The organism is Streptomyces sp. NPDC032161 (assembly GCF_040636995.1).
Lineage (GTDB): Bacteria > Actinomycetota > Actinomycetes > Streptomycetales > Streptomycetaceae > Streptomyces.
Map to the genome: position 1 here is coordinate 40,824 of NZ_JBEZVN010000026.1, position 21,164 is coordinate 61,987.

A 21,164-nucleotide genomic window follows, 5' to 3' on the forward strand; every position below is an offset into this window, starting at 1 on the left:
CCCGGACGGCGGGCCCGGTGCTCGGGGAACGAGCACCGGGCCCGAGTTCCGCCTCAGTGCCCGGACAGCATGGCGCGGGCGTAGACGACACCGACCCCGTATGCCCCGGCGTGTTGCATGACCACGTCCATGACCGGGTCGTAGGTCTCGGTGCGGCCCCAGTCGCGCTGCCATTCGAGCAGGGTGGTCAGCCAGGTCGTGGGCACGACGCCGTTCTGCATCATGCGCTTCACGGCGTTGTCGTGCGCGGCCACGGACACACCGCCGCACGCGTCGGTGGGCACATGCACCTCGTACCCCTGGTCCACGGCGGACAGGGCGGCGAGCGAGATGCACACCTCGGTCCAGAGCCCCGCCATCACGATCTTGGGGCGGCCGGTCGCCCTGACGGCGTCGACCACCCGCTGGTCCTCCCAGCAGTTCATGGTGGTGCGGTCGATGGGCTCGGTGTCCGGGTACACCTCGGCCAGCTGCGGAAGCAGCGGCCCGGAGAAGCTCTTGGAGGCGACCGTGGTGAGGACGACCGGCACGCCGAACACCTTGGCGGACTTGGCGAGCCCCACGGTGGCGTTGATGATCTCGCCCCGGTCGGCGTTGGTCGTGCCGAAGAACATCTGCGGTTGATGGTCCACCATCAGCAGCACGCTGTTCTCCGGGCTGAGGAGCGACGCCGCGGGGTCGGCCTTCACGTTCTGGGTGTTCACCACGATGCTGAACCTTTCGTCTGAAACTGTGTCTGCGCGGCGGACTGCCGCGGCCCGGTGGCGCCTTCGGCGGCCGGGAGCGACGGTCCGTCGGCCCGCTACAGGACGAAACAGGCGTCGAAGATCTCGGAGGGGCGGGTGCCGTCCCGTGCGAAACCCTGGGTGATCCGCCACTGCCGGTGCTCCTCGGACTCGGCCACGGCCTCGACCAGCGCCTGCGCCTGCCGCACACCGGAGGGCGGGGTGGGGGCCACCGTCCGGTGGTAGCCGCCGAAGCAGGCGACCGGGCTCCAGGACGGTTCCACTCCGGGCAGCGGAGCGGCGAGACCCTCGAACTCCCCGGCCGCGTAGACGATGCGGCCGCCGACGACGGTCAGCAGGGACTCGATGTGGGAGATGTCCTCCTCCGGCACCGAGAAGAAGTCCTCGGAGAGCACCGCCAGGTCGGCGTAGTAGCCCTCCTTGAGGATCCCCTTGACGTCGCTCTCACCGCTGAGTTCGGCACCGGCCACGGTGTACATGCGGAGCGCGGTGGCGCGGTCGACCCGGTTCTCCGGGGACGCCAGCTGCTGCCCGCCGATACTGCGTCCGCGCACCAGCCACTCCAGGGAGAGCCAGGGGTTGTAGCTGGAGACGCGGGTGGCGTCGGTGCCGGCGGCGACCGTCAGGCCGGAGTCGAGCATCTGGCGGATCGGGGGAGTGCTGGCGGTGCGCGCGGCGCCGTAGCGTTCGCTGAACGCGGTTCCCTGGAACATCATGCGGTTCTGGATGGACAGCGCGCCGCCCATCCGCGCGATCCGGTCGAGGCCGGCCTCGGACACGGTCTCGGCGTGGTCGAAGAACCACGGCACACCACGGGGGAATCCGCCGTCCGCCGCGACCTTGTCGAAGACGTCGAGGTCGGCGCGGATCGTCTCGTCGTAGGTGGCGTGCAGCCGGAAGCCCCAGCCGTTGTCGAGCAACAGGCGTACTGCCGCCTCGAGTTCGCCGTCCGCCGTGTCGGGGCGGGTCGGCCGGGGCTCGGTGAAGTTCTCGTAGTCCGCGGGCGACCAGGCGAGGTTCTCCCCCGCGCCGTTCAGCCGCAGCCACTCGTCGCCGTCCCCGGGGCGCACCATGCCGATCCACCGCCGCAGGTCGTCCAGTTCCTGCCCCGCGGTCTGCGGGAAGAGGTGGTAGGCGATACGCATGGTCAGCAGGCCCTGTTCGGCGAGCTTCGTCACGGCCCCGTAGTTCTCGGGGAAGTTCTGGAAGCCGCCGCCCGCGTCGATGGCGCTCGTCAGTCCGAGCCGGTTCAGCTCGTGCAGGAAGTGCCGGGTGGAGCCGATCTGTTCGTCGTCCGACAGCTTCGGTCCCTTGCCGAGCGTGGCGTACAGGAGTCCGGCGGCCGGGGCGGCCAGCAACATGCCCGTGGGCTCGCCCGAGTGGTCGCGGACGATCTGGCCCCCGGGAGGCGCCACGGAGTCCTTGGTGAAGCCGACCGCCTTCACCGCGGCATGGTTGAGGATGGCCGACTGGTACAGGTGCAGCACGAACACCGGTGTGTCGGGGGCGGCGGCGTTCAGCTCCGACACGGTGGGCAGCCGCCGCTCGGCGAACTGCTCGCCGGTCCAGCCGCCCACCACCCGCACCCACTGACCCTTGGGCGTGCGCGCGGCCTGCTCGCGCAGCATCCACAGACCGGTGCGCAGCGAGGGGACGCCGTCCCAGCGCAGCTCCAGCAGATAGTTCAAACCGCCGCGGATCACGTGCAGATGGGAGTCGTTGAGCCCTGGAACGATCCGGCGGTTGAGGGCGTCGACCACCCTGGTCCGCTGTCCCACGAAGGGAGCGACGTCCGAGTCGTCGCCCATCGCGGTGATACGGCCGTCGCGTACGGCGAGGGCCGAGACGGCGGGGCGTGCGCGGTCCCCGGTGAACACACGGCCGTTACGGACGATCAGGTCGGCCGGTTCCCGTGCGTCGGGGGCGGGGGAGACGCCGTCCACTGGCATGACGTTGATCATGAGAACGCTCCATGGCCCCGGGGCCGGGAGGCTTGCTCCCGCCCGTCGGCCGGTCGGTACTCGGCTGGATCAGGTACGGCACGGGCCGGCCCGCGGACCGGTCCTGCCGAAGGGCTGGTCGCCGCGGCTGTCGACTTCGGCGGTGGCCGCCCTCACGGCGGGGACGGTGTCCGCTCCCGCGTGGGCCGTGTCGTGGCCGGTCGGCCGCTACCGGGCCCGTCCGGGGATTCTCAGCGGATGACGGGCACCCTGCGGTGACGACGGTGGGGCGGGCGGCGACGGGCACCGCGCGGCACGGTCCGAGCGGGTGGTCCATGGGGTCTCCGAACTGTGTCCGGGAGAGGCCGAAGCCGAGGGAGGGACCCGATGCGTCCCGGTTCGGAGGCTAGTTACATCGCCCTGGGGCGGCATCTCGATCTCGCGCACCGGTGGTCCTGCGGTTCCGGGGCCGGCCGTACGGTCAGTCGCCCGGAAGGCCCTGGGGCGGAGGAGGCGCGGCGGCCGTGTGCCGAACGGCCTCGCGGGCGGGGCCGGTCGAGTGGAACCCGCGGGGGTCCGGTGTGCGGGTTCTCCGATCGGGGGCCGCGGGAGGAGAGCGTGAACCGGTCGGGTGACGGGGTGCCCGGCGCGGCTCGTCAGCCCGCTCCGTGCAGCAGGCGGCAGAGCTCGGCCTCCACGTCGAGGTCGTCCGTCTCCCGCCCGGCCGGAACCAGGTGATACGTAAGGGTCAGCCAGTCGGTCACCACGCGGAGCGGGGCGGCGAGCCGGGCCCGGCCCGCCGGGGAGGAAAGGGCGAGGTTGAGCACCATCCGGTGCCCGGCGCCGCTCGGCCAGAGGCGTATGTCCCCGTCACCGGTCGGCCGGAGGACACCGTCGGCCAGGAGGTCGCGGGCGAAGGTCCACGTCACCGGTTCTTCGGTGCCGGTGTGGAAGGCGAAGGTCACGGCGTACGGATCGTCCGATCCGTAGCGCAGGGAAGCGGGCACCGTGACGTGCTCGTCCGGGGCGAGCACGAGTTCCATGTCGAGCGACTTGTCCAAGTGGTAGGCCATGGCCTGATCAACTCCTGGGCACCGGGGGCGGCTGCACCGCCGCGTAGGGGCGGCGGTGCAGCTCATCCCGGGATCAGCGGAAGATGTGGTGGCCGAAGCCGTGCGGAAGGCTGGTCACCACGATCCACGTGCCGTGGACCGAGTGGTAGAGACGGTGGCCGTCGTAGCGGTAGTGGCGGCCGTGGTCGTTGCTGTACCAGCTGCTGCCGGTGCGGTACCAGGTGCGGTAGCCGTCCCAGCGGTGGCCACGGTCCCAGCGGCCGTCGCGGTCCGCGCGGTGGCCGTTGTGGCCGCGATCGCTGCGGTGGTCGTCCCATCCTCCGTGCCCGCTGGTGCTCACGGAGTGAGAGACGGCCGCCGCTCGCTCGGGCGCGGGGCGGGGTGCCGCGGAGGCGGCGCCGGTACCTGCCAGGAGCGCACCACCGGCGATTGCGGTGGCTACGGCCGTGGCGGCGATCCGCCGTCCGATCATGCGGTTCAGCATCGTTGTTCTCCTTGCTCCTTCCGCGACCGCTGGGTCGGCGGCCGCGGAACTCATACCGGGTTGTCCGGGTATATCCGAACCCTACGCGAGATCTAGTTGAACATTGAACGGTTGTCTCGTGAGGTATTTCACCTGATCGGCAAGGGGAGGAAGGGAGCAAATAGGGCGACCGGGATGCCTCGCGGGAGCGGGCCGATGGCGTGTCGGCGGGTGTGTTGTCGTCGGGCGTGGCCGACGGCCACACGTCGGCACGCGTGGTGTCGGCCGGTCCGGCGGGCTCTGCGTGAGGGGGTTCCCGGATGCCCGCGTCGTGGTCGCACCGGCGGTGAACTCGCCTGTCTGGCGGGCGAGTCGAGGCATCCGGGTGGCCGACCGGTCCGACTGGGTGTGAAGACGTGGCGGTGAGCGGCCGGTTTGTTCGGGAGAGCGGAGGCTCGGTGGCGCGCCCCTGGGGTGTGCGTGGAGCGGTTGCCCGCCGTATGCCGTCCGCCCTGCGAAATGGGCGCGGGGCGCCTGTTGTTGTCGCGCGGTGAATCGGGCGGAGGGTGCTGTGTGCGGCCCGAGTGGTGGTGCGGGGGGAGGAGCGTGCCCCGTAGGGGCGTTCGGCGTGTTCGGCGATGTGCGCCGCCGGACACACCGTCGCGGGGATGCGGGGGTGTTGTGTCAGGGCGTGGCGTCGGACGCGGATCTGCCCTGCTCGGTCAGGAGGTCGAGTATTGCCCCGCGCAGGTGGTGGGGCATGCCGATCTCACGCTGGAACAGCCACTGCGCCTGGAGGCCGTTCATCAGGGCGGTCAGGCGAATCACGGCGTCGTCGGGGTGCGCGTCCTGGTGTACGTGGCCGGCGTCACGGGCCTTTCGCAAGGCGTCGGCGGTGCCGCGCCGGATGCGGTCGTGGCGTCGGGCGAAGTACGAGTGGGCGGGGTGGGCCGGGTCCGGCGCCTCCGAATGCCTCCGTCATGAACCCGAGCACTCTCCTCACGCCGCCTGCTGCGGAGGGTGTGCGCGTTCCGTTTCGAAAACGCTTGCCTCCGCGATCAGCTTGAGCCCGGACCGAGCGCGGACCAGCCAGGACGCTTCAACTGGCGGCAAGTTGACACGCTGTCAGCCATGCGACGCCGGTAGCCTGACCATTGACGCAGGGGGGTGCCTCGAGCCTCAACCGGGCCGCCCAACGACGGCATGTCGAACGCGCCCACGCCTGGCAGAACACCCCCTGTGGCCGTCGAGTTCGAGCTTTGACGGCAGCCCGCGCGGGCCGCTTCGCTCCCGCCCCGTGCCGTAGCAGCACCCGCGCCGTGCCGCTGCCGTGGGCACAGGGTGGTCAGGCGCGTACTCGGGGCACCGGTGGGTGAGGGCGCCTCTTCCCACGCACCGGCCCCTGGAGGCACAGCGAGCAGGTTCGGGGACCACCTGGCTCAGAAGCCGTCGGCCTCCCGGGCGAGGATCTCGCCGTCGCCCATCTCGACCGCAGCACCCCTCCGCCGCACACATCACTGCCCTCGCCCCCGGCGGCACCACCCTGATGGACACCCGGTCACGCAAGGTGCCGTCGCGCTCCAAGGACGTCCCCGACGACGCCGTCGACCCGGCCGAGGCCGCCGACGAGATCCGGGCGGCGCTGGACGGGAAGACGCTCGTCGTCCGGTCGAACGCCGACTTCGTGGGTGATGGGCCGCCCCTCGAAGAGGGACGCGGCCCATCAGTCGTGCGGCCTGAGCAGGTAGATCCGCCCGCCCCTCGGGGTGCTGTGAACAGCCCCGGGAAGTCCACCGGTCTACCGGCCGAGCCGATCCCGCTGCCCCGGCGTCGACAGTGTCATGCCGGGGCAGCCGCAGCCGCAGCCGTCAGGTTCCGTCTTCCGCCGCCACCGGCTTGGGGATCAGGAAGGACGCCACGGTGGCGAGGCCCAGCAGGACCACGCCCGCGACCATGCCGGCGACATAGCCGTCGGTCGATGCCGGGTCGGCGGGCTGGAAGGCCGTCTGGACCGCGTAGAGCGCCGCGAAGCTGAGCCCGGCCCCGAGGTTGAACGCACCGGCGTTCAACCCGGGCAGGAATCCGGGGTTCTCACGCGGTGACAGCACGATGCCGAGGCCGTTGAGCACGATGTTGCCCACGCCCGCGTAGGTGATGCCGACCAGGAGCGAGGCCACGAGCAGCAGGGCACGCGACTGGCCGCCCAGGGTGAGGATCATCAGGACGACGGAGCCGGCCGCGCCGATCAGGCCCAGACGCAGGATACGGCGGTAACCGAAGCCGGCGGCGAGCCGGCCGGCGATGGGACCCATGGCGAGCCCGGCCAACGCGTACGGCGTGAGTGTCCACCATGCGGACTGTTCGGCGGACATGCCGAGCCCGGCGTGTGCGTCCTGGGCGAACGCCGGGATCAGCCCGTTCATGACGGCGAACACGCCGGTCATGGTGAGCACGGTGGTCAGCAGCGTCGCCCAGGTCGCGCGCTGTCGCAGGTGCCGGGTGGCGACCAGCGGGTGCCCGCTCCTGCTCTCGGTCCGCCAGAACAGGGCGAAGGCGATCGCGGCCACGACGGCAAGGACGGCGACGAGCGGCCAGTTCGCTGCGCCGAGCTTGCCGGCCTCGTTCAGCGCGATCAGCAGTGCCCCGACGGAGACGACCAGCAGTGTGACGCCGGGCCAGTCCATCCGGGACGCGGTGTCCGCCTTGGTCTCCGGTGTCATGGTGGCGACCAGGACCGCGGCGATCGCCGCCACCACGGCCATCACCCAGAACACCGAGGCGAAGCCGTGCTTGTCGGCGAGGAACCCGCCGACGAGGGAGTCGACCCCGGCGATACCACCGTTGACGGCGGTGATCACGCCCAGCAGGGTGCCGTACTTCTTCGGCTCGGTGACCTCGACCCGAAGCATGATCAGGCACAGCGGCACCGTGGGCCCGGACACGCCCTGGATGATGCGGCCGACGAAGAGCATCGGCACGTTCTGTGCCAGCGCGGAGACCACGCAGCCGACCGCCATGAGCACCATCATCGCGACCAGCACCCGGCGGCGGCCGATGATGTCGCCCAGCCTCGGCAGGAACAGCGAGAACAGGGCCGCGGAGGTGAAGAACGCGGTCTGGGTGAGCCCGATCTCGGCCGAAGTGGCGCCCAGGCTGTCCTCGATGCTCTTCAGGGCCGGGCTGAGCATGCTGGCGTTCAGCTGGAAGGCGAAGCACGCCATGAGGAGCGCGGCGAGCAGCACGCCCACCCGGACCGGACGCCGGCCGGTGACCGGCGTCGGCCCGTCCGGGACGGCTTTGGTACTGGTGGAGACGTTCATTCGGCGCCGTCACCGATCCGCGTCAGGGCGTCCACGACGAGGTCCCAGAAGCGCTCGTGGTCGAGCTTGACGGCGACCTGGGTGTGGCAGTCGGGCGGGGCGGGCGCCCGGAAGTCGGTCACGGTCATGCCGAGGGTCAGCCCGCCGGTGAGCTCGATGTCCACCGGGGCCTTGCGCACCGTCATGACGGTCGGGTCGATGACGTAGGCGACGGCGCACGGGTCATGCACCGGAGGGTGCTCGAAGCCCTGCGCCTCGAGGTAGGTGGCGCCGAAGAAGTCGAGCAGCTCGCCCACGAACGCGGCCGGCTTGGTGCCGACCGCGGCGATCTTCTGCCGCACCTCCGGGGTCGCGAGCGCCTGGTGGGTCAGGTCGAGACCCACCATGGTGACCGGCCAGCTCTCGTTGAAGACGATGTGCGCGGCCTCCGGGTCGATGATGATGTTGAACTCGGCGACCGCGCTCCAGTTGCCCTCGTGGTACCCGCCGCCCATCAGGACGACCTCGCGGACGCGGGAGGCGATGCGCGGCTCCTTGCGTACGGCGAGCGCGATGTTGGTCAGGCCGGCCGTGGGGACGAGGGTGATCTCGCCCGGCTCATGGGACATCACCGTGTCGATGATGAGGTCCACGGCGTGGCGGCGGTCCAGCTCCAGGGTCGGTTCGGGCAGCACCGGGCCGTCGAGTCCCGACTCGCCGTGGATGTCCGGCGCCGTCTCGATGGTCCGCACCAGCGGCCGCGGACTTCCCGCGGCGAAAGGGATCCCGGTGATGCCGGCGATACGCGCCACGGACAACGCGTTGCGCGTCACCTTCTCCAGGGTCTGGTTGCCGACCACGGTGGTCACGGCGACCAGATCCACGTCCGGGTTCCCGTACGCGAGGAGCATGGCGATCGCGTCGTCGTGCCCGGGATCGCAGTCCAGGATGATCTTTCTGGCCATCAAATGAGCCCCTTCGCTCAGTTGAACAGTTTGCGATGGATCTCGGCCAGCGCCGCAACAGGGCTACTGCACAGAGTGCGCCGGTACGGTCCCCGACCGCCCTCGCGGTCCACGCCGGCGTGCGGCGCCGACCCACGGGCGGGCAGCGGAACAGACGGGTACCGCGCACTCTTCCTTGATCACGCGGTAGGAAAACGTTGGGAAAACGATCTGGGAAATCGTTCTCCGAGAACTTTGCGCACCGACGCCCACGATGTCAATGGGTGAAGTCTTATCTCACGTTGTGACCCGTTTGGGACAGCGGATCGCAGTCTGGGCGCGGGGAACGACCGGTGATAACGTTTGCCAACTCCCCGTAGGCATCCGCCCGCTTCACGCGGCCGGACCAGAAGAACAGGGCAGGCGATCCGAAGTGGCGGAAGTAACACTGCGAGACGTGGCTCGGCTTTCGGGTTGTTCCGTCGCCACGGTGTCCCGGGTGCTCGCCGGCAGCCGGCCGGTCGGCGCGGAAACCGCCCGGCGGGTACGTGCGGCCGTCGACAGCCTCGGCTACCGGCCCAACCACGTGGCCCGCGCGTTGCGCAGCCGTTCGACAGGCACCATCGGTCTCGTCCTGCCGCAGATCACCAACCCGTTCTACCCCACTCTGGTACGGGAGCTGACGCGCGCGCTGCACACCCACGACCGTGCCGTGATCCTCGCCGACTGCGACGACGACCCGATGACCGAAGCGGCCCGGATCGACGCCCTGCTGGCCCGGCAGGTCGACGCCCTGCTTGTCGTCCCGGTCGACGAGAAACGCAGCGTGGCCGCGGTGACCGCCGCAGCGGCCCGGGTGCCGCTGGTACTGCTGGACCGAGGTTGCGGCCACGGCGTCGCCGACTCCGTGGTCGTCGACAACGCCGCCGGCATACAGCTCGTGCTGGACCACCTCGCGGCCGCGGGGCGTCGCCGTCCGTGCTTCGTCGGGGCCGCGGGCACCGCCTCGGCGGCGGTCGAACGTCTGGCCGCGTACGAGTCCGGCGTCGGCGCACTGGACCCGCGGGCGCCCGGACGTGTCGAACTCGGTGAATTCTCCGTCGAGTGGGGGCGGGCCGCGGTGGACCGGGTGCGCGCACACCGCCCGGACGCCATCGTCTGCGCCAACGACCTCATCGCCATCGGCGTACTGCAACGGCTGCGACAGCTGGGAGTGGACGTCCCGGGCGAGATCGCCGTCACCGGCTTCGACGACATCCCCATGGCGAGCCTCACCGACCCAGGTGTGACCACCGTCCGCCAACCCGTTGCCGAACTGGCCGCGGAGGCCGCCCGGTTGCTGGACCGGCGGCTGGCCGGCGAGAAGGCAGGCCCGAGCCGCACCGTACGACTCGGGCCGGAACTCATCGTCCGCGGCTCCAGCGCGACGGACTGCAACGGCCCGGCCGGCGCCGCGCCCGGCGGCGATGCGGCGTGGGCCCGGGAACGTGCCGGAAACCCGGCGTCATGACCGTGGTCGGCGTCCGGGGCTGACCGGTTGTCGGTCATGCGCCCCGGTCCCCGCCTCCACGCACCCGGCACGCCGCACCGTGTGTCATCCCGTCGGCGCCCCGGCGGGATGACGGTTGCGCTTTCCCGTTTCCGTCACAGCACGGACATTTCCTCGGCGCTCGGGTAGGACTCCTGCGCGCCCTGCCGGGTGACCGCCACCGCACCGACCCTGACGGCGAACGCGGCGGCCTCGGCCAGTTGCTCTCCCAGGCCGAGCCGCCAGGCCAGGGCGGCGGTGAACGCATCGCCCGCCCCCGTCGTGTCCACGGCCTCGACCTTGGGGCTCGGTACGAGGACGGCGTCCCCCGTACGGCCTTCGGCGACGAGCGCGCCCGCCGCACCCAGCGTGACCACGACCGACCGCGGGCCGAGCTTCAGCAGTGCCCGCGCCCACTCCTCAGGCGTGGCGCCGGCGGCTTCCCCCAGCATGTAGCGCGCCTCGTGCTCGTTGACGACCAAGGGGTCGCAGGCGGCCAGCACGTGATCGGGCAGAGGTGCGGGCGGGGACGGGTTCAGAACCAGCCGGGTATCGGGGGAGATGGCACCGGCCACCTCGGCAACCGTCTCCAGCGGAATCTCCAGCTGAACGGACACGACCCGCGCCGCCTCGAAGAGGGGGCCGGCCGCCCGGATGTCCTCCGGGGTCAGCCGGGCATTGGCGCCCGGCGACACCACGATGCTGTTGTCGCCGGAGGGGTCCACGGTGATCAGCGCGACTCCGGTCGGCGCCCCGCCCACGAGGACGCCCTCGGTGTCCACTCCGGCGGCCCGCTGCGATTCGAGCAGCAGGCGGCCGTGGGCGTCGTCGCCGACCCGTGCCAGCAGCGCAGTGACGGCCCCGAGGCGGGCGGCGGCCACCGCCTGGTTCGCTCCCTTGCCGCCCGGGTGGACGGCGAGATCGGAACCGAGCACGGTCTCACCGGGTGCTGGCCGGCGTTCGACACCGATGACCAGGTCGGCGTTGGCCGAGCCCACAACCAGCAGGTCGTACTGGTGGTGGTCGTTGACGTGCATTGTTCCTGCTTTCCGGGATCGGACGCTGCTCAGGCGCTGTTCTGGAGAAGTCGGCAACATTCTTCTCGGTGACTACCTTGAACTGGCACCTCGACCATGCTATCGACCCGCTTTCCCTCTGCGGCTCGCACCGCGTTCTGCACGGCGTCGGCCCAGTTCCTCCGGCCGCGACCACGGCCGCCTTCGCCTCCGCCCGCGCACACGTCTCCGTCTGCGCGAAGAAGGGGTCGTCGATCGGAGGACTCCACCATCTCCCGCCGGGCGACGCCCGGTTCGCGCGCCTTGGTCCTGCCCACGCCTTCGACGCGCGGCAACTCGTCCCGGGTGCTCACGGGCTGCTCCTCCGGTTCGACGCGGGTTCGCCGCACGAGCTGCGTACGACAAGGCGGGCAGGAAGGGTGACGGACTGCGGGGGGCGCCCCTCGACGATGTCGACCAGGGCGCGCACGGCGGCGCGGCCGAGTTCGCCGGTCGGCTGGGCGATCGCCGTGATCGGCGGATCGGTGTGCGGGAACCACGGGATGTCGTCGAAGGCCGCCAGCCCGATGTCCTGCGGGACGCGCAGCCCGCGCGCCCGGATCGCGTCCAGCGCGCCGAGCGCCATCAGGTTGTCGGCGGCGAACACGACCTCGGGCGGTTCGGGCAGCGTCAGAAAGCGCTCGGTGACACGGCGTCCGCTGTCCGCCTGGAAATCGCCCTGGCCGATGTAGCCGTCGGGCAGCGCCAGTCCGTGCTCGCGCATCGCCTCGCGGAAGGCTTCGACCCGTTCGTCGCCCGTGGTGGTGGCGGCCGGGCCTGCGATGATCGCCAGCCTGCGGTGGCCGAGGCGGTGCAGGTGGGCGACGAGGTCCCGGATGGCGGCGCGGCCGTCGGTACGCACCACGGGCACGTCCACGCCCTGGATCCAGCGGTCGAGGAACACCATCGGTGTGCCGCCCGCCGCCGCACCGGGCATGAACGGCGAACTGCCGTTGGCCGGGGAGACGAGGAGTCCGTCTATCCGACGGTCGAGGAGCGTACGGATGTGATGTTCCTGCAGGTCGGGGCGTTCGTCGGCGTTTCCGATGATGACGCTGTAGCCGAACGAGCGGGCCTCCTCCTCGACGAAGCGCGTCAGTTCGGTGAAGTACGGGTTGAGTACGTCGCTGATGACCAGGCCGAGGGTGCGCGTCTGATCGGTGCGCAGGGAACGGGCGACGGCATTGGGCCGGTAGCCGAGGGCCTCGACGGCGGCGAGGACGCGTGCGCGCGCGTCGGGGCTGACGGAGGGATGGCTGTTGAGAACGCGGGAGACCGTGGCGACGGACACCCCCGCCTCGGCCGCCACATCCTTGATGCTCGCCATCTCCCTGACCACCTTCTTGCGGTTCCCGTGGCCTCGGAGCCAGCGACTCACCGGCCATGGAATCGATTACACGGAAGATTGGAATCGATTACGTGACCGAAAACAAGACCTCGCCCGGAAGCCGAGATCGGATCGTGACGAAGCGCCCGCCGCATCTGCGGCGCCGCCGCCCAGTCCTTCCTGTTCGCCTTCCGGGCCGGCCATGCCAACCACCGCGAATCACGCCGGCGTTCCGCAGGGCCCGGAAGCGTCCGTAGACGGTGGCCCAGGGCCTGAACCCACTCGGCATCTCACGCCACTGGGCATCGGACCGGAATCGCCGGATCGCGCGAGGCGTCCGCCACGTCCGCCGCCGGATGATGCCGGCCTCGGCCGACGCGGAGCCGAAGGAGTGCTTCCATGTGCCGCGGCACACCTGCTCCCCGATCATGCTGGAGGCGGGAGAGTCTGTCGTGACCTCGGCACGGTGGCTCGGGTACTGCTCGCCGACGATCACCCTCGGTTACTATGCTCACTTCATGCCGGAGGTCGGAAGCAAGGGGCGAACGGCCATTGGCGGACTGCTGGGGAGGCAGGGGAATCCGCATGCCGTTCGGAACCCACCGGATTCTCCCCGGAGCCGTCGACGGGCGATTCCTACTGCTGCCTCTCTCCGAGTCGGTCGTGGATTGCAAGGCTGAATAGATGGGTTGCCTGGGAAAATGCTGAAAGAGGTCACTGCGACCCGCTATGTCACGCCCTTGCGTGAAGGCGGCTCGCTCCCCGGAATCGTCGAGGCCGACGACCTCGGCACCTACGTCATGAAGTTCACCGGCGCCGGACAGGGCCGCAAGACGCTCGTCGCCGAGGTCGTCTGCGGCCGGCTCGGGCAGCGGCTCGGGCTGCGCGTGCCCGAACTCGTACGGATCCAGCTCGACCCCGTCATCGGGCTCGCGGAGCCCGACCAGGAGGTGCAGGAGCTCCTGAAGGCCAGCGGCGGGCTCAACCTCGGGATGGACTTCCTGCCCGGGTCCATCGGATTCGACGCGCTCGCCTACCAGGTCGATCCCCGGGAAGCCGGACGCGTCGTCTGGTTCGACGCGCTGATCAACAACGTCGACCGGTCCTGGCGCAATCCGAACATGCTGGTGTGGCACGGTGATCTGTGGCTCATCGACCACGGTGCCACCATGATCTGGCACCACAACTGGCCCGGCGCCCAGGCGTCCGCCGCCAAGCCGTACGACGCCTCGGACCACGCGCTCGCCCCCTTCGCCCCCGACATAGCGGCGGCGGCCGCCGAACTCGCGCCGCTGGTCACCGAGGAACTGCTCACCGAGGTCACGGCAGAGGTCCCCGACGAATGGCTGGTCGACGAGCCGGGCTTCGACTCCACGGACGAACTGCGCCGCGCCTACGTGGCGGCGCTGCTTCCGCGCGCCGCGACCATTCACGAGCGGATCACGATGGCCGGGCCCACGCCCTCCAGGCCGTCGCAGGCGCCCGGCTGGCTGACCGGGCACAGCCCCTGGCCGCACCCCACCAGGAAGAGCGACGAGGACGGCACCGACACGAACGACGAGGACGGCCACCGGTGAGCGAGCGCGATGTCTTCGAGTACGCACTGCTGCGCGTGGTGCCACGGGTGCAGCGCGGCGAGTGCTTCAACGCGGGCGTGGTCGTCTATTGCCGTGCGCGGGGCTTCGTCGCCGCCCGCACGCATCTCGACGAGGCCAAGCTGATGATGCTGGATCCCGCTGCCGACGTGGCCGGTGTACGGGCCGCACTGCACGCGGTCGAAGGCATCTGCCAGGGCGGCGCGGACGCCGGTCAGGCCGCCGGTGACGACGCGGGCCGCCGCTTCCGGTGGCTGATCGCGCCGCGCTCCACCGTGATCCAGCCGGGCCCCGTGCACAGCGGCCTCACCGCGGACCCCGCGGCCGAGGTGGAGCGGCTGCTCGACCTGCTGGTGCGCTGAGCCCTTCCTGCTCCTTCGCGTCCGCTACGTCCGCCGCCCGGCCCGGCGCTCGGCGCCGCCCGGAACACCCGCCCGCGGTGTTCCGGGCGGCGCCGAGCCATGTGACATGCGCCCCTGCGGCCGTGGGCCGTTGACACCGGGTGCCGGGGCTTCTAGCGTCTCGTCTGCTGAAGGTACTAAGCGGTCGCTCAGTCATGGGAGGTCCGGCGCGACGCGAGGTTCCGCGCCGGGCCCCCGACGTCCGCTGAGCGGCGATCCAAGGGCGAGGAGAACCAAGCATGTCCACCACCGAGCAGCGTGTCGCCATCGTGACCGGAGCGGCGCGGGGCATCGGCGCCGCCACCGCGGTACGCCTGGCGGCCGAGGGCCGGGCCGTCGCCGTACTCGATCTGGACGAGGCGGCCTGCAAGGACACGGTCGAGAAGATCACCGCGGCCGGGGGTGCCGCGCTCGCCGTCGGCTGCGACGTGTCGGACGCCGCCCAGGTGGAGGCCGCGGTCGCGCGCGTCGCCGCCGAACTCGGGGCGCCGACGATCCTCGTCAACAACGCGGGCGTGCTCCGCGACAACCTGCTCTTCAAGATGTCCGAGTCCGACTGGGACACCGTGATGAACGTGCACCTCAAGGGCGCGTTCCTGATGGCCAAGGCCGTCCAGAAGCACATGGTGGACGCCGGGTTCGGCCGGATCGTCTCGCTGTCCTCCTCCTCCGCGCTCGGCAACCGCGGCCAGGCCAACTACTCCGCCGTCAAGGCCGGCCTGCAGGGCTTCACCAAGACGCTCGCCAAGGAGCTCGGCAAGTTCGGCATCACCGCCAACGCCGTCGCCCCCGGTTTCATCGTCACCGAGATGACCGCGCAGACCGCCGCCCGGATCGGCATGGGCTTCGAGGAGTTCCAGGCCGCCGCCGCCACCCAGATCCCGGTCCAGCGCGTGGGCCGTCCCGAGGACGTCGCGGGTGCCATCGCCTTCTTCACGGGCGACGAGGCCGGCTTCGTCTCCGGCCAGGTCATGTACGTCGCCGGCGGACCGCTCAACTGACGCGAGGGACTGAGGACATCATGACTGCGCAGGACAGCGGGCGGGTCGCGCTCATCACGGGCGCGAGCCGCGGCATCGGCTACGGCATCGCCGAGGCGTTCGTGGCCCGCGGGGACCGGGTCTGCATCACCGGACGCGGCGAGGACGCGCTCAAGGAGGCCGTGGAGCGGCTCGGCGCCGACCGGGCGATCGCGGTGGCGGGCAAGGCGCACGACGAGGCCCACCGGGAGGCGGCCGTCGAGCGCACCATGGAGGCGTTCGGCCGGATCGACTTCCTGGTCAACAACGCCGGGACGAACCCGGTGTTCGGCCCCGTCGCGGACCTCGACCTCGACGTCGCCCGCAAGGTCTTCGAGACCAACGTGGTCTCGGCGCTCGGCTTCGCCCAGCGGACCTGGAAGGCGTGGCAGAAGGAGAACGGCGGGGCGATCGTGAACATCGCTTCGGTCGCCGGCCTGTCCGCGTCGCCGTTCGTCGGCGCGTACGGCGTGAGCAAGGCGGCCCTGGTCAATCTGACCCTCCAGCTGGCGCACGAGTTCGCGCCCGCCGTCCGGGTCAACGCGATCGCGCCCGCGGTCGTGAAGACGAGGTTCGCCCGGGCGCTGTACGAGGGCCGTGAGGCGGAGACGGTGGCCTCCTACCCGCTCGGCCGTCTCGGAGTCCCCGAGGACGTCGGCGGTGCCGCCGCGTTCCTCACGTCGGACCAGGCCGGCTGGGTCACCGGACAGACCCTGGTGGTCGACGGCGGGTTGTTCCTGAATGCCGGAGTGGGCTGAGACGGCCTGAGGGGATTTCAGCGAGATTGACTCAAGTGCCCTGTCGGGGCTGTGAATTGACCCGGCAGGGCACTGCGGTAGGGTCTGCCGTCCCATGGCTGATCGAGGAGCGTTCACGTGTTCTACCGGGCCAGTCTGCAGGCCGCTGCAGTCCTTGTCTCCCTATCCCTGCTGGCAGGCTGCGGACTTCTCTCCGACAGTGGTTCGAAAGTCGAGCAGAAGATAGTCGTCGGTACGACCAGTGAGCCCTCCACACTCGATCCGGCGGCGGCGTGGGACAACTCGTGGGAACTGATGCGGAACGTCTTCCAGACGCTGGTGAGCTTCCCCACCGGCAGCACCCGTCCCGAGCCGGACGCCGCGGAGTCGTGCAGGTTCACCGACAGCAGCAGTACGGCCTACCGCTGCAAACTGCGCAAGGGACTGAAGTTCTCCAACGGTGACGATCTCGACGCCGAGGCCGTGAAGTACTCCATCGACCGGATATCGGCGATCAAGGTGAAGGGTGGCCCCGTCGGGATGCTCGGCTCCCTCGACCGGGTCGAGACGAAGGGGGACGACATCGTCGTCTTCCACCTCACCAAGTCGGACGCGACCTTCCCGTTCATCCTCGCCACCCCCGCGATGTCGCTGGTCGCGCCGAGCGAGTACTCGAAGTACAAGATCCGCGACGACGGCAAGGTCATCGGCTCGGGCCCGTACCTCCTGGACTCGTACAAGCCCGGGAACCGGGCCGAACTGGTCAGGAACCCGGACTACAAGGGCTTCGCCGACCGCAAGAACGACGCGGTGACCATCCAGTACTTCAAGGACTCCGCCCACGTGGTCGCGTCGCTGAAGAAGAAGGAGATCGACGTGATCTACCGCGGTCTCACCGCGGACGACGTCGTCGACCTGGAGTCGGGCAGGGGCGAGAAGAACGAACTGAAGATCGTCGAGACGGTCGGCGCCGACATCCGGTTCCTGGTGTTCAACCCCGAGGATCCCGCCGCCGGGAACGTGGCGGTGCGCCGGGCCATCGCGCAGCTCGTCGACCGCGACGCGCTCGTGGCCAAGGTCTACCGGGGCACCGCCGAGCCGCTGTACTCCATGGTCCCCAAGGGCATCGCCGGGCACACCACCAGCTTCTTCGACGCCTACGGGGACCCGGACCCGGCCAAGGCCAAGCGGATCCTGGAGCGGGCGGGCCTCACCAAGCCGGTCGCCCTGACGCTCTGGTACACCACCGACCGCTACGGCTCCTCCACGGCGGCGGAGTTCACCGAGCTGAAGCGCCAGCTGGAGGACTCCGGGCTGTTCCGGATCACGCTCAGGAGCAAGCCCTGGAAGGAGTTCCAGGAGGGCTTCACCAAGGGTGAGTACCCGGTCTTCGGACGCGGTTGGTTCCCGGACTTCCCGGACCCGGACAACTTCATCGCCCCCTTCGTGGGCAAGGACAGCATCACCGGGATGCCCTACCTGGAGAGCGAGATCACGGACCGGCTGCTGCCCCAGACCCGCAAGGAGAGCGACCGGGGCGCGGTCAGCAAGCAGTTCGAGCGGGCCCAGCAGATCCTGGTCGAGGACGTCCGGCTGCTGCCGCTGTGGCAGGGCAAGCTGTACGTGGCGTCCGGCGACGACATCGGCGGCGGCGAGCGCGTCCTCGACCCGCAGGTCGTCATGCAGATGTGGGAGTTCTACCGCAAGGCCAGCTGGTAGCCCGGCCGATGCCGTGACCGGAGGGGCCCGCCCGGCGACGCCCGCCGGGTTCCCTCCGGTCACGGCAGCGGGGGCTCGCCCGGCCCGTTGTCAGTGGTCCCCGGTAGGTTCTCGGGTGAAGAACGTATTACTTACCGGAGGTTGTCGACGTGTCCTACACCGACCTGCTGCCCGAGTCCTGGCGCGGCGTCCTCGGCGAGGAGCTGGAGAAGCCGTACTTCAAGGAGCTCACCGAGTTCGTCGAGGAGGAGCGGGCCAAGGGGCCGGTCTACCCGCCGCGCGACCAGGTGTTCGCGGCCCTGGAGGCCACGCCGTACGAGAAGGTGAAGGTCCTCGTCCTCGGCCAGGACCCGTACCACGGGGAGGGGCAGGGACACGGGCTGTGCTTCTCCGTGCGGCCCGGTGTGAAGACGCCGCCGTCCCTGCGGAACATCTACAAGGAGATGAAGGAGGAGCTCGGCCTGCCGATCCCGGACAACGGGTATCTGATGCCGTGGGCCGAGCAGGGCGTGCTCCTGCTCAACGCGGTCCTGACGGTCCGCGCGGGCGAGGCCAACTCGCACAAGGGCAAGGGCTGGGAGAAGTTCACCGACGCGGTGATCCGCGCGGTCGCCTCCCGCCCCGACCCGGCGGTCTTCGTGCTCTGGGGCAACTACGCCCAGAAGAAGCTGCCGTTGATCGACGAGACGCGTCACGTGGTGGTGAAGGGTGCGCACCCGTCGCCGCTCTCCGCCAAGAAGTTCTTCGGTTCCCGTCCGTTCACGCAGATCAACGAGGCGATCGAGGCGCAGGGGCACGAGGCCGTCGACTGGCGCATCCCCGACCTGGGCTGACGCCAGGGGCCCGGAGGCCGCCGTTCGACGGAACGGCCGACCGCGCCCGCACCGGCTCCGGCAGGACCTTCCGGCCGGAGCCGTACGCGTCCGGGATCCTCGCGGGTCCCCGGGGCCGGGGCGGTGTCCTCGCCGCCCCGGTACGGGAACGCTCCTGCGCCGCGCGGCGCCCGATGGACGGGCGCGCCGGCCCCAGGACGCACCGGACGCCGCGCGCGCTGATCCACGGAGATCCGCGAAGATCCGTCGGACAGGCCCTAGCGTTCGAGGGGGAACGGGTGGACCGGACGAGGAGGCCGCGGTGACCGAGCAGCGGGAGGCGTCGCCGGACGCCGTCATGACCAGGATCGGCCAGGCGATCATGCTGCTGCACGGCGGCGACCGGGAGGAGGCCCGCAACCGTTTCGGCGCTCTCTGGTCGGAGATCGGCGAGGACGGCGACGCCCTGCACCGGTGCACCCTCGCCCACTACATGGCCGACACCCAGGACGACCCCGGCGACGAACTGGCCTGGGACCTCAGGGCCCTGACCGCGGCCGACAGCCTGACCGACGAGCGCATGACGCAGCACTCCGACGCCCTCGCGGTGCGGGTCCTGTATCCGTCGCTCCACCTCAACCTCGCGGCGGACTATGTGAAGCTCCAGCGGCACGACGAGGCGCGAACCCATCTGGACCGGGCGCGCGCCGCCTCCGGGGTGCTCGCGGAGGACGGGGCGGACGACGGGTACGGGGGAGGGGTCCGCGCCGCCATCGCGCGGCTGGAGCTGCGCCTGCGGGCGATGTGAGCGGGTGGCCCGTCCGCACCGGACGGGCCACCCGCTCGTCGTGCTCGCCCGGGGTCAGCGGCCGTAGGTCTCGTCGCAGATGCGGGACTGCGGGCTGCCCGCCGGCCAGTGGCCGTACCCCCGTCCCAGCGCGCAGACGTCCCGCCCGGACACCGGGGCGGGCAGGACCGGTACCGGTGCGGAGATCACGGGCGGGGCCTGACGCGGACGGTGGCGCACCGCGCCGGTGTGCTTCCGCTGCCGGGGAGGAAGCGGTGCGGCCCGGCGCGCGTCCGGCGGCGAGCCGTGCGCGGGGGAGGACGAGGCGGCGGACGGACCGGCGGCCGGCTCGGCGGCCAGGCCGTCGTGGACCGGTGGCCGTGCGATCTGGGGTTCCAGGTCCGGGGAGGGCCTGCTGTTCCCCGGCCGGGGCGGAACGTCCGGCTGCGGCGTCACGGACACGCAGCCGGACAGCGTCGCGACCGCCACACCGGCCAGGAGTTTCACGATGGTTCTGGTTCGTTGCACCCGAGCAACTCTGCTGCGCCGACCCGGTGTCGGGTGAGCCGGGAAGCGGGGATTGGCCCGCACGAGTGACTCCGGTCGGCGCAACGTCCCGCCGCGGGCCGGTGCGTCACCCTTTCGGACCCCGGGCAGGGCGGACCGGGCGTCGTCGCCTCCGCCGACAGGAGGGCGCCGCGGCGCACGTATGCTGCCCGGACGAAGCACACGCGCGGCCGGCCGGTTCACCGGGCCGGTCGGGCCCAGCGGGCGAACGCCGGGCGGGCCGACGCCGAACACCGAGAGGGAGTACCCGTGAAGGTCGGATGCATCGGGCTCGGCGACATCGCGCGGAAGGCGTATCTGCCGGTTCTGACCGCTCTTCCCGGGATCGAACTGCACGTGCAGACCCGCACCCCGGCCACCCTGGCCGCGGTCGCCGAGGCCCACCGGATCCCGGCCGGGCAGTGCCACGCGGACCTCGGGTCCCTGATCGCCCAGGGGCTGGACGCGGCGTTCGTGCACGCGCCCACCGCCGTGCACCCGGAGATCGTGGGAGGGCTGCTGGAAGCGGGCGTCGCCACGTACGTCGACAAGCCGCTCGCCTATGAACTCGCCGATTCCGAAAGGCTGGTGGGCCTCGCAGAGGAACGCGGGACGAGCCTTGCCGTCGGCTTCAACCGCCGGGTCGCGCCCTCTTACGCACAGTGCGCCGAGCACCCGCGCGAACTGATCCTCATGCAGAAGAACCGGGTCGGCCTGCCCGAGGACCCGCGCACCATGGTGCTCGACGACTTCATCCACGTCGTCGACACCCTGCGCTTCCTCGTCCCCGGCACGATCGAGCACGTCGTCACGCACGCCAGGATCGTCGACGGTCTGATGCACCACGTCGTGCTGCACCTGTCCGGCGAGGGCTTCACCGCCGTCGGCACGATGAACCGGCTCAGCGGCTCGACCGAGGAACGTCTGGAGGTCTCGGGCCAGGACGCCAAGCGCGAGGTCCTCGACCTCGCGCAGGTGATCGACCACAAGGGGCAGCCGAGCGTGCGGCGGCGGGGCGACTGGGTGCCGGTGGCCCGTCAGCGCGGCATCGAGCAGTGCGTGCTGGCCTTCCTGGACGCCGTACGGGCCGGGGCGGTGCTCAGCGCCCGGGACGCCCTGCAGACGCACGAACTGTGCGAGCGCATCCTGCGGGACCTCGGCTGCGCCTGACCG

18 protein-coding genes and 2 pseudogenes are annotated in these 21,164 nt (G+C 70.9%); 9 read left to right on the top strand and 11 right to left on the bottom strand.

Going from position 1 to position 21,164, the window contains the following annotated elements; all coding sequences use genetic code 11:
* Window positions 1–53 precede the first annotated feature (53 nt).
* The 7 genes and pseudogenes from AB0E67_RS28495 to AB0E67_RS28525 all read right to left on the bottom strand — a co-directional run bounded on the left by AB0E67_RS28495 (window position 54) and on the right by AB0E67_RS28525 (window position 8,486).
* Window positions 54–707 carry a hydrolase gene (locus AB0E67_RS28495; RefSeq protein WP_362031862.1) on the bottom strand — a complete coding sequence of 218 codons (654 nt, stop codon included), beginning with the start codon at window positions 705–707 and terminating at the stop codon, window positions 54–56.
* Window positions 708–802: 95 nt separating this feature from the next.
* Window positions 803–2,707, bottom strand: coding sequence for an amidohydrolase (locus AB0E67_RS28500; protein WP_362031864.1), 1,905 nt, complete (start codon window positions 2,705–2,707; stop codon window positions 803–805).
* 635 nt (window positions 2,708–3,342) lie between these two features.
* Window positions 3,343–3,759: an SsgA family sporulation/cell division regulator gene (locus AB0E67_RS28505; RefSeq protein WP_362031866.1), complete on the bottom strand. Its 417-nt coding sequence runs from the start codon at window positions 3,757–3,759 to the stop codon at window positions 3,343–3,345.
* Window positions 3,760–3,832: 73 nt separating this feature from the next.
* Window positions 3,833–4,243, bottom strand: a complete 411-nt coding sequence (locus AB0E67_RS28510; protein ID WP_362031868.1) for a hypothetical protein — start codon at window positions 4,241–4,243, stop codon at window positions 3,833–3,835.
* Window positions 4,244–4,906: 663 nt separating this feature from the next.
* Window positions 4,907–5,137 (bottom strand): annotated as a pseudogene (locus tag AB0E67_RS28515) (TetR family transcriptional regulator C-terminal domain-containing protein); the annotation flags it as partial.
* Window positions 5,138–6,090: 953 nt separating this feature from the next.
* Window positions 6,091–7,542: an MFS transporter gene (locus tag AB0E67_RS28520; protein ID WP_362031869.1), complete on the bottom strand. Its 1,452-nt coding sequence runs from the start codon at window positions 7,540–7,542 to the stop codon at window positions 6,091–6,093.
* Window positions 7,539–8,486 carry a nucleoside hydrolase gene (locus AB0E67_RS28525; protein WP_362031871.1) on the bottom strand — a complete coding sequence of 316 codons (948 nt, stop codon included), beginning with the start codon at window positions 8,484–8,486 and terminating at the stop codon, window positions 7,539–7,541. Before AB0E67_RS28525 ends, AB0E67_RS28520 begins: the two co-directional genes overlap by 4 nt.
* 436 nt (window positions 8,487–8,922) lie before the next feature.
* On the opposite strand from AB0E67_RS28525, the gene AB0E67_RS28530 reads away from it, so the two are divergent.
* Window positions 8,923–9,975: a LacI family DNA-binding transcriptional regulator gene (locus AB0E67_RS28530; protein ID WP_362031873.1), complete on the top strand. Its 1,053-nt coding sequence runs from the start codon at window positions 8,923–8,925 to the stop codon at window positions 9,973–9,975.
* A gap of 134 nt (window positions 9,976–10,109) precedes the next feature.
* Here AB0E67_RS28530 and AB0E67_RS28535 read toward each other — a convergent pair whose 3' ends face one another.
* The 3 genes and pseudogenes from AB0E67_RS28535 to AB0E67_RS28545 form a co-directional block, all read right to left on the bottom strand.
* Window positions 10,110–11,030 carry a ribokinase gene (locus AB0E67_RS28535; protein ID WP_362031875.1) on the bottom strand — a complete coding sequence of 307 codons (921 nt, stop codon included), beginning with the start codon at window positions 11,028–11,030 and terminating at the stop codon, window positions 10,110–10,112.
* Window positions 11,031–11,358: 328 nt separating this feature from the next.
* A complete protein-coding gene (locus tag AB0E67_RS28540; protein ID WP_362031877.1) occupies window positions 11,359–12,375 on the bottom strand; it encodes a LacI family DNA-binding transcriptional regulator in 1,017 nt (338 codons plus the stop codon).
* 220 nt (window positions 12,376–12,595) lie between these two features.
* Window positions 12,596–12,700 (bottom strand): annotated as a pseudogene (locus AB0E67_RS28545) (transposase); the annotation flags it as partial.
* Between the two features lie 376 nt (window positions 12,701–13,076).
* Here AB0E67_RS28545 and AB0E67_RS28550 point away from each other — a divergent pair.
* The 7 genes from AB0E67_RS28550 (at window position 13,077) to AB0E67_RS28580 (ending at window position 19,466) form a co-directional block, all read left to right on the top strand.
* Window positions 13,077–13,952, top strand: coding sequence for a HipA family kinase (locus tag AB0E67_RS28550; protein ID WP_362031879.1), 876 nt, complete (start codon window positions 13,077–13,079; stop codon window positions 13,950–13,952).
* Window positions 13,949–14,332 carry a DUF3037 domain-containing protein gene (locus AB0E67_RS28555; protein ID WP_360106751.1) on the top strand — a complete coding sequence of 128 codons (384 nt, stop codon included), beginning with the start codon at window positions 13,949–13,951 and terminating at the stop codon, window positions 14,330–14,332. The genes AB0E67_RS28550 and AB0E67_RS28555 overlap by 4 nt, the downstream gene beginning before the upstream one ends.
* 278 nt (window positions 14,333–14,610) lie before the next feature.
* Window positions 14,611–15,372: a 3-oxoacyl-ACP reductase FabG gene (fabG, locus tag AB0E67_RS28560; protein WP_362031880.1), complete on the top strand. Its 762-nt coding sequence runs from the start codon at window positions 14,611–14,613 to the stop codon at window positions 15,370–15,372.
* A gap of 20 nt (window positions 15,373–15,392) precedes the next feature.
* Window positions 15,393–16,148: an SDR family oxidoreductase gene (locus AB0E67_RS28565; RefSeq protein ID WP_362031882.1), complete on the top strand. Its 756-nt coding sequence runs from the start codon at window positions 15,393–15,395 to the stop codon at window positions 16,146–16,148.
* Window positions 16,149–16,265: 117 nt separating this feature from the next.
* Window positions 16,266–17,846: an ABC transporter substrate-binding protein gene (locus AB0E67_RS28570; protein ID WP_362031884.1), complete on the top strand. Its 1,581-nt coding sequence runs from the start codon at window positions 16,266–16,268 to the stop codon at window positions 17,844–17,846.
* 149 nt (window positions 17,847–17,995) lie between these two features.
* On the top strand, window positions 17,996–18,679 hold the full coding sequence (locus AB0E67_RS28575; RefSeq protein WP_073782656.1) for a uracil-DNA glycosylase: 684 nt from the start codon (window positions 17,996–17,998) through the stop codon (window positions 18,677–18,679).
* A 301-nt stretch (window positions 18,680–18,980) separates the two neighbouring features.
* Window positions 18,981–19,466 (top strand): hypothetical protein, encoded by a 486-nt coding sequence (locus AB0E67_RS28580; protein WP_362031886.1) that lies wholly within the window; start codon window positions 18,981–18,983, stop codon window positions 19,464–19,466.
* A gap of 54 nt (window positions 19,467–19,520) precedes the next feature.
* Here AB0E67_RS28580 and AB0E67_RS28585 read toward each other — a convergent pair whose 3' ends face one another.
* Window positions 19,521–19,973, bottom strand: a complete 453-nt coding sequence (locus tag AB0E67_RS28585) for a hypothetical protein (RefSeq protein ID WP_362031888.1) — start codon at window positions 19,971–19,973, stop codon at window positions 19,521–19,523.
* A gap of 288 nt (window positions 19,974–20,261) precedes the next feature.
* On the opposite strand from AB0E67_RS28585, the gene AB0E67_RS28590 reads away from it, so the two are divergent.
* Complete coding sequence (locus tag AB0E67_RS28590; RefSeq protein ID WP_362031890.1) at window positions 20,262–21,161, top strand: Gfo/Idh/MocA family oxidoreductase; 900 nt, start codon at window positions 20,262–20,264, stop codon at window positions 21,159–21,161.
* The last annotated feature ends 3 nt before the right edge of the window (window positions 21,162–21,164 follow it).

Coding starts and splice junctions, on each gene's coding strand:
- AB0E67_RS28500 (WP_362031864.1), bottom strand. CDS start 2,707: ATGATCAACGTCATGCCAGTGGACGGCGTCTCCCCCGCCCCCGACGCA.
- AB0E67_RS28505 (WP_362031866.1), bottom strand. CDS start 3,759: ATGGCCTACCACTTGGACAAGTCGCTCGACATGGAACTCGTGCTCGCC.
- AB0E67_RS28510 (WP_362031868.1), bottom strand. CDS start 4,243: ATGCTGAACCGCATGATCGGACGGCGGATCGCCGCCACGGCCGTAGCC.
- AB0E67_RS28520 (WP_362031869.1), bottom strand. CDS start 7,542: ATGAACGTCTCCACCAGTACCAAAGCCGTCCCGGACGGGCCGACGCCG.
- AB0E67_RS28525 (WP_362031871.1), bottom strand. CDS start 8,486: ATGGCCAGAAAGATCATCCTGGACTGCGATCCCGGGCACGACGACGCG.
- AB0E67_RS28535 (WP_362031875.1), bottom strand. CDS start 11,030: ATGCACGTCAACGACCACCACCAGTACGACCTGCTGGTTGTGGGCTCG.
- AB0E67_RS28540 (WP_362031877.1), bottom strand. CDS start 12,375: ATGGCGAGCATCAAGGATGTGGCGGCCGAGGCGGGGGTGTCCGTCGCC.
- AB0E67_RS28550 (WP_362031879.1), top strand. CDS start 13,077: ATGCTGAAAGAGGTCACTGCGACCCGCTATGTCACGCCCTTGCGTGAA.
- fabG (WP_362031880.1), top strand. CDS start 14,611: ATGTCCACCACCGAGCAGCGTGTCGCCATCGTGACCGGAGCGGCGCGG.
- AB0E67_RS28565 (WP_362031882.1), top strand. CDS start 15,393: ATGACTGCGCAGGACAGCGGGCGGGTCGCGCTCATCACGGGCGCGAGC.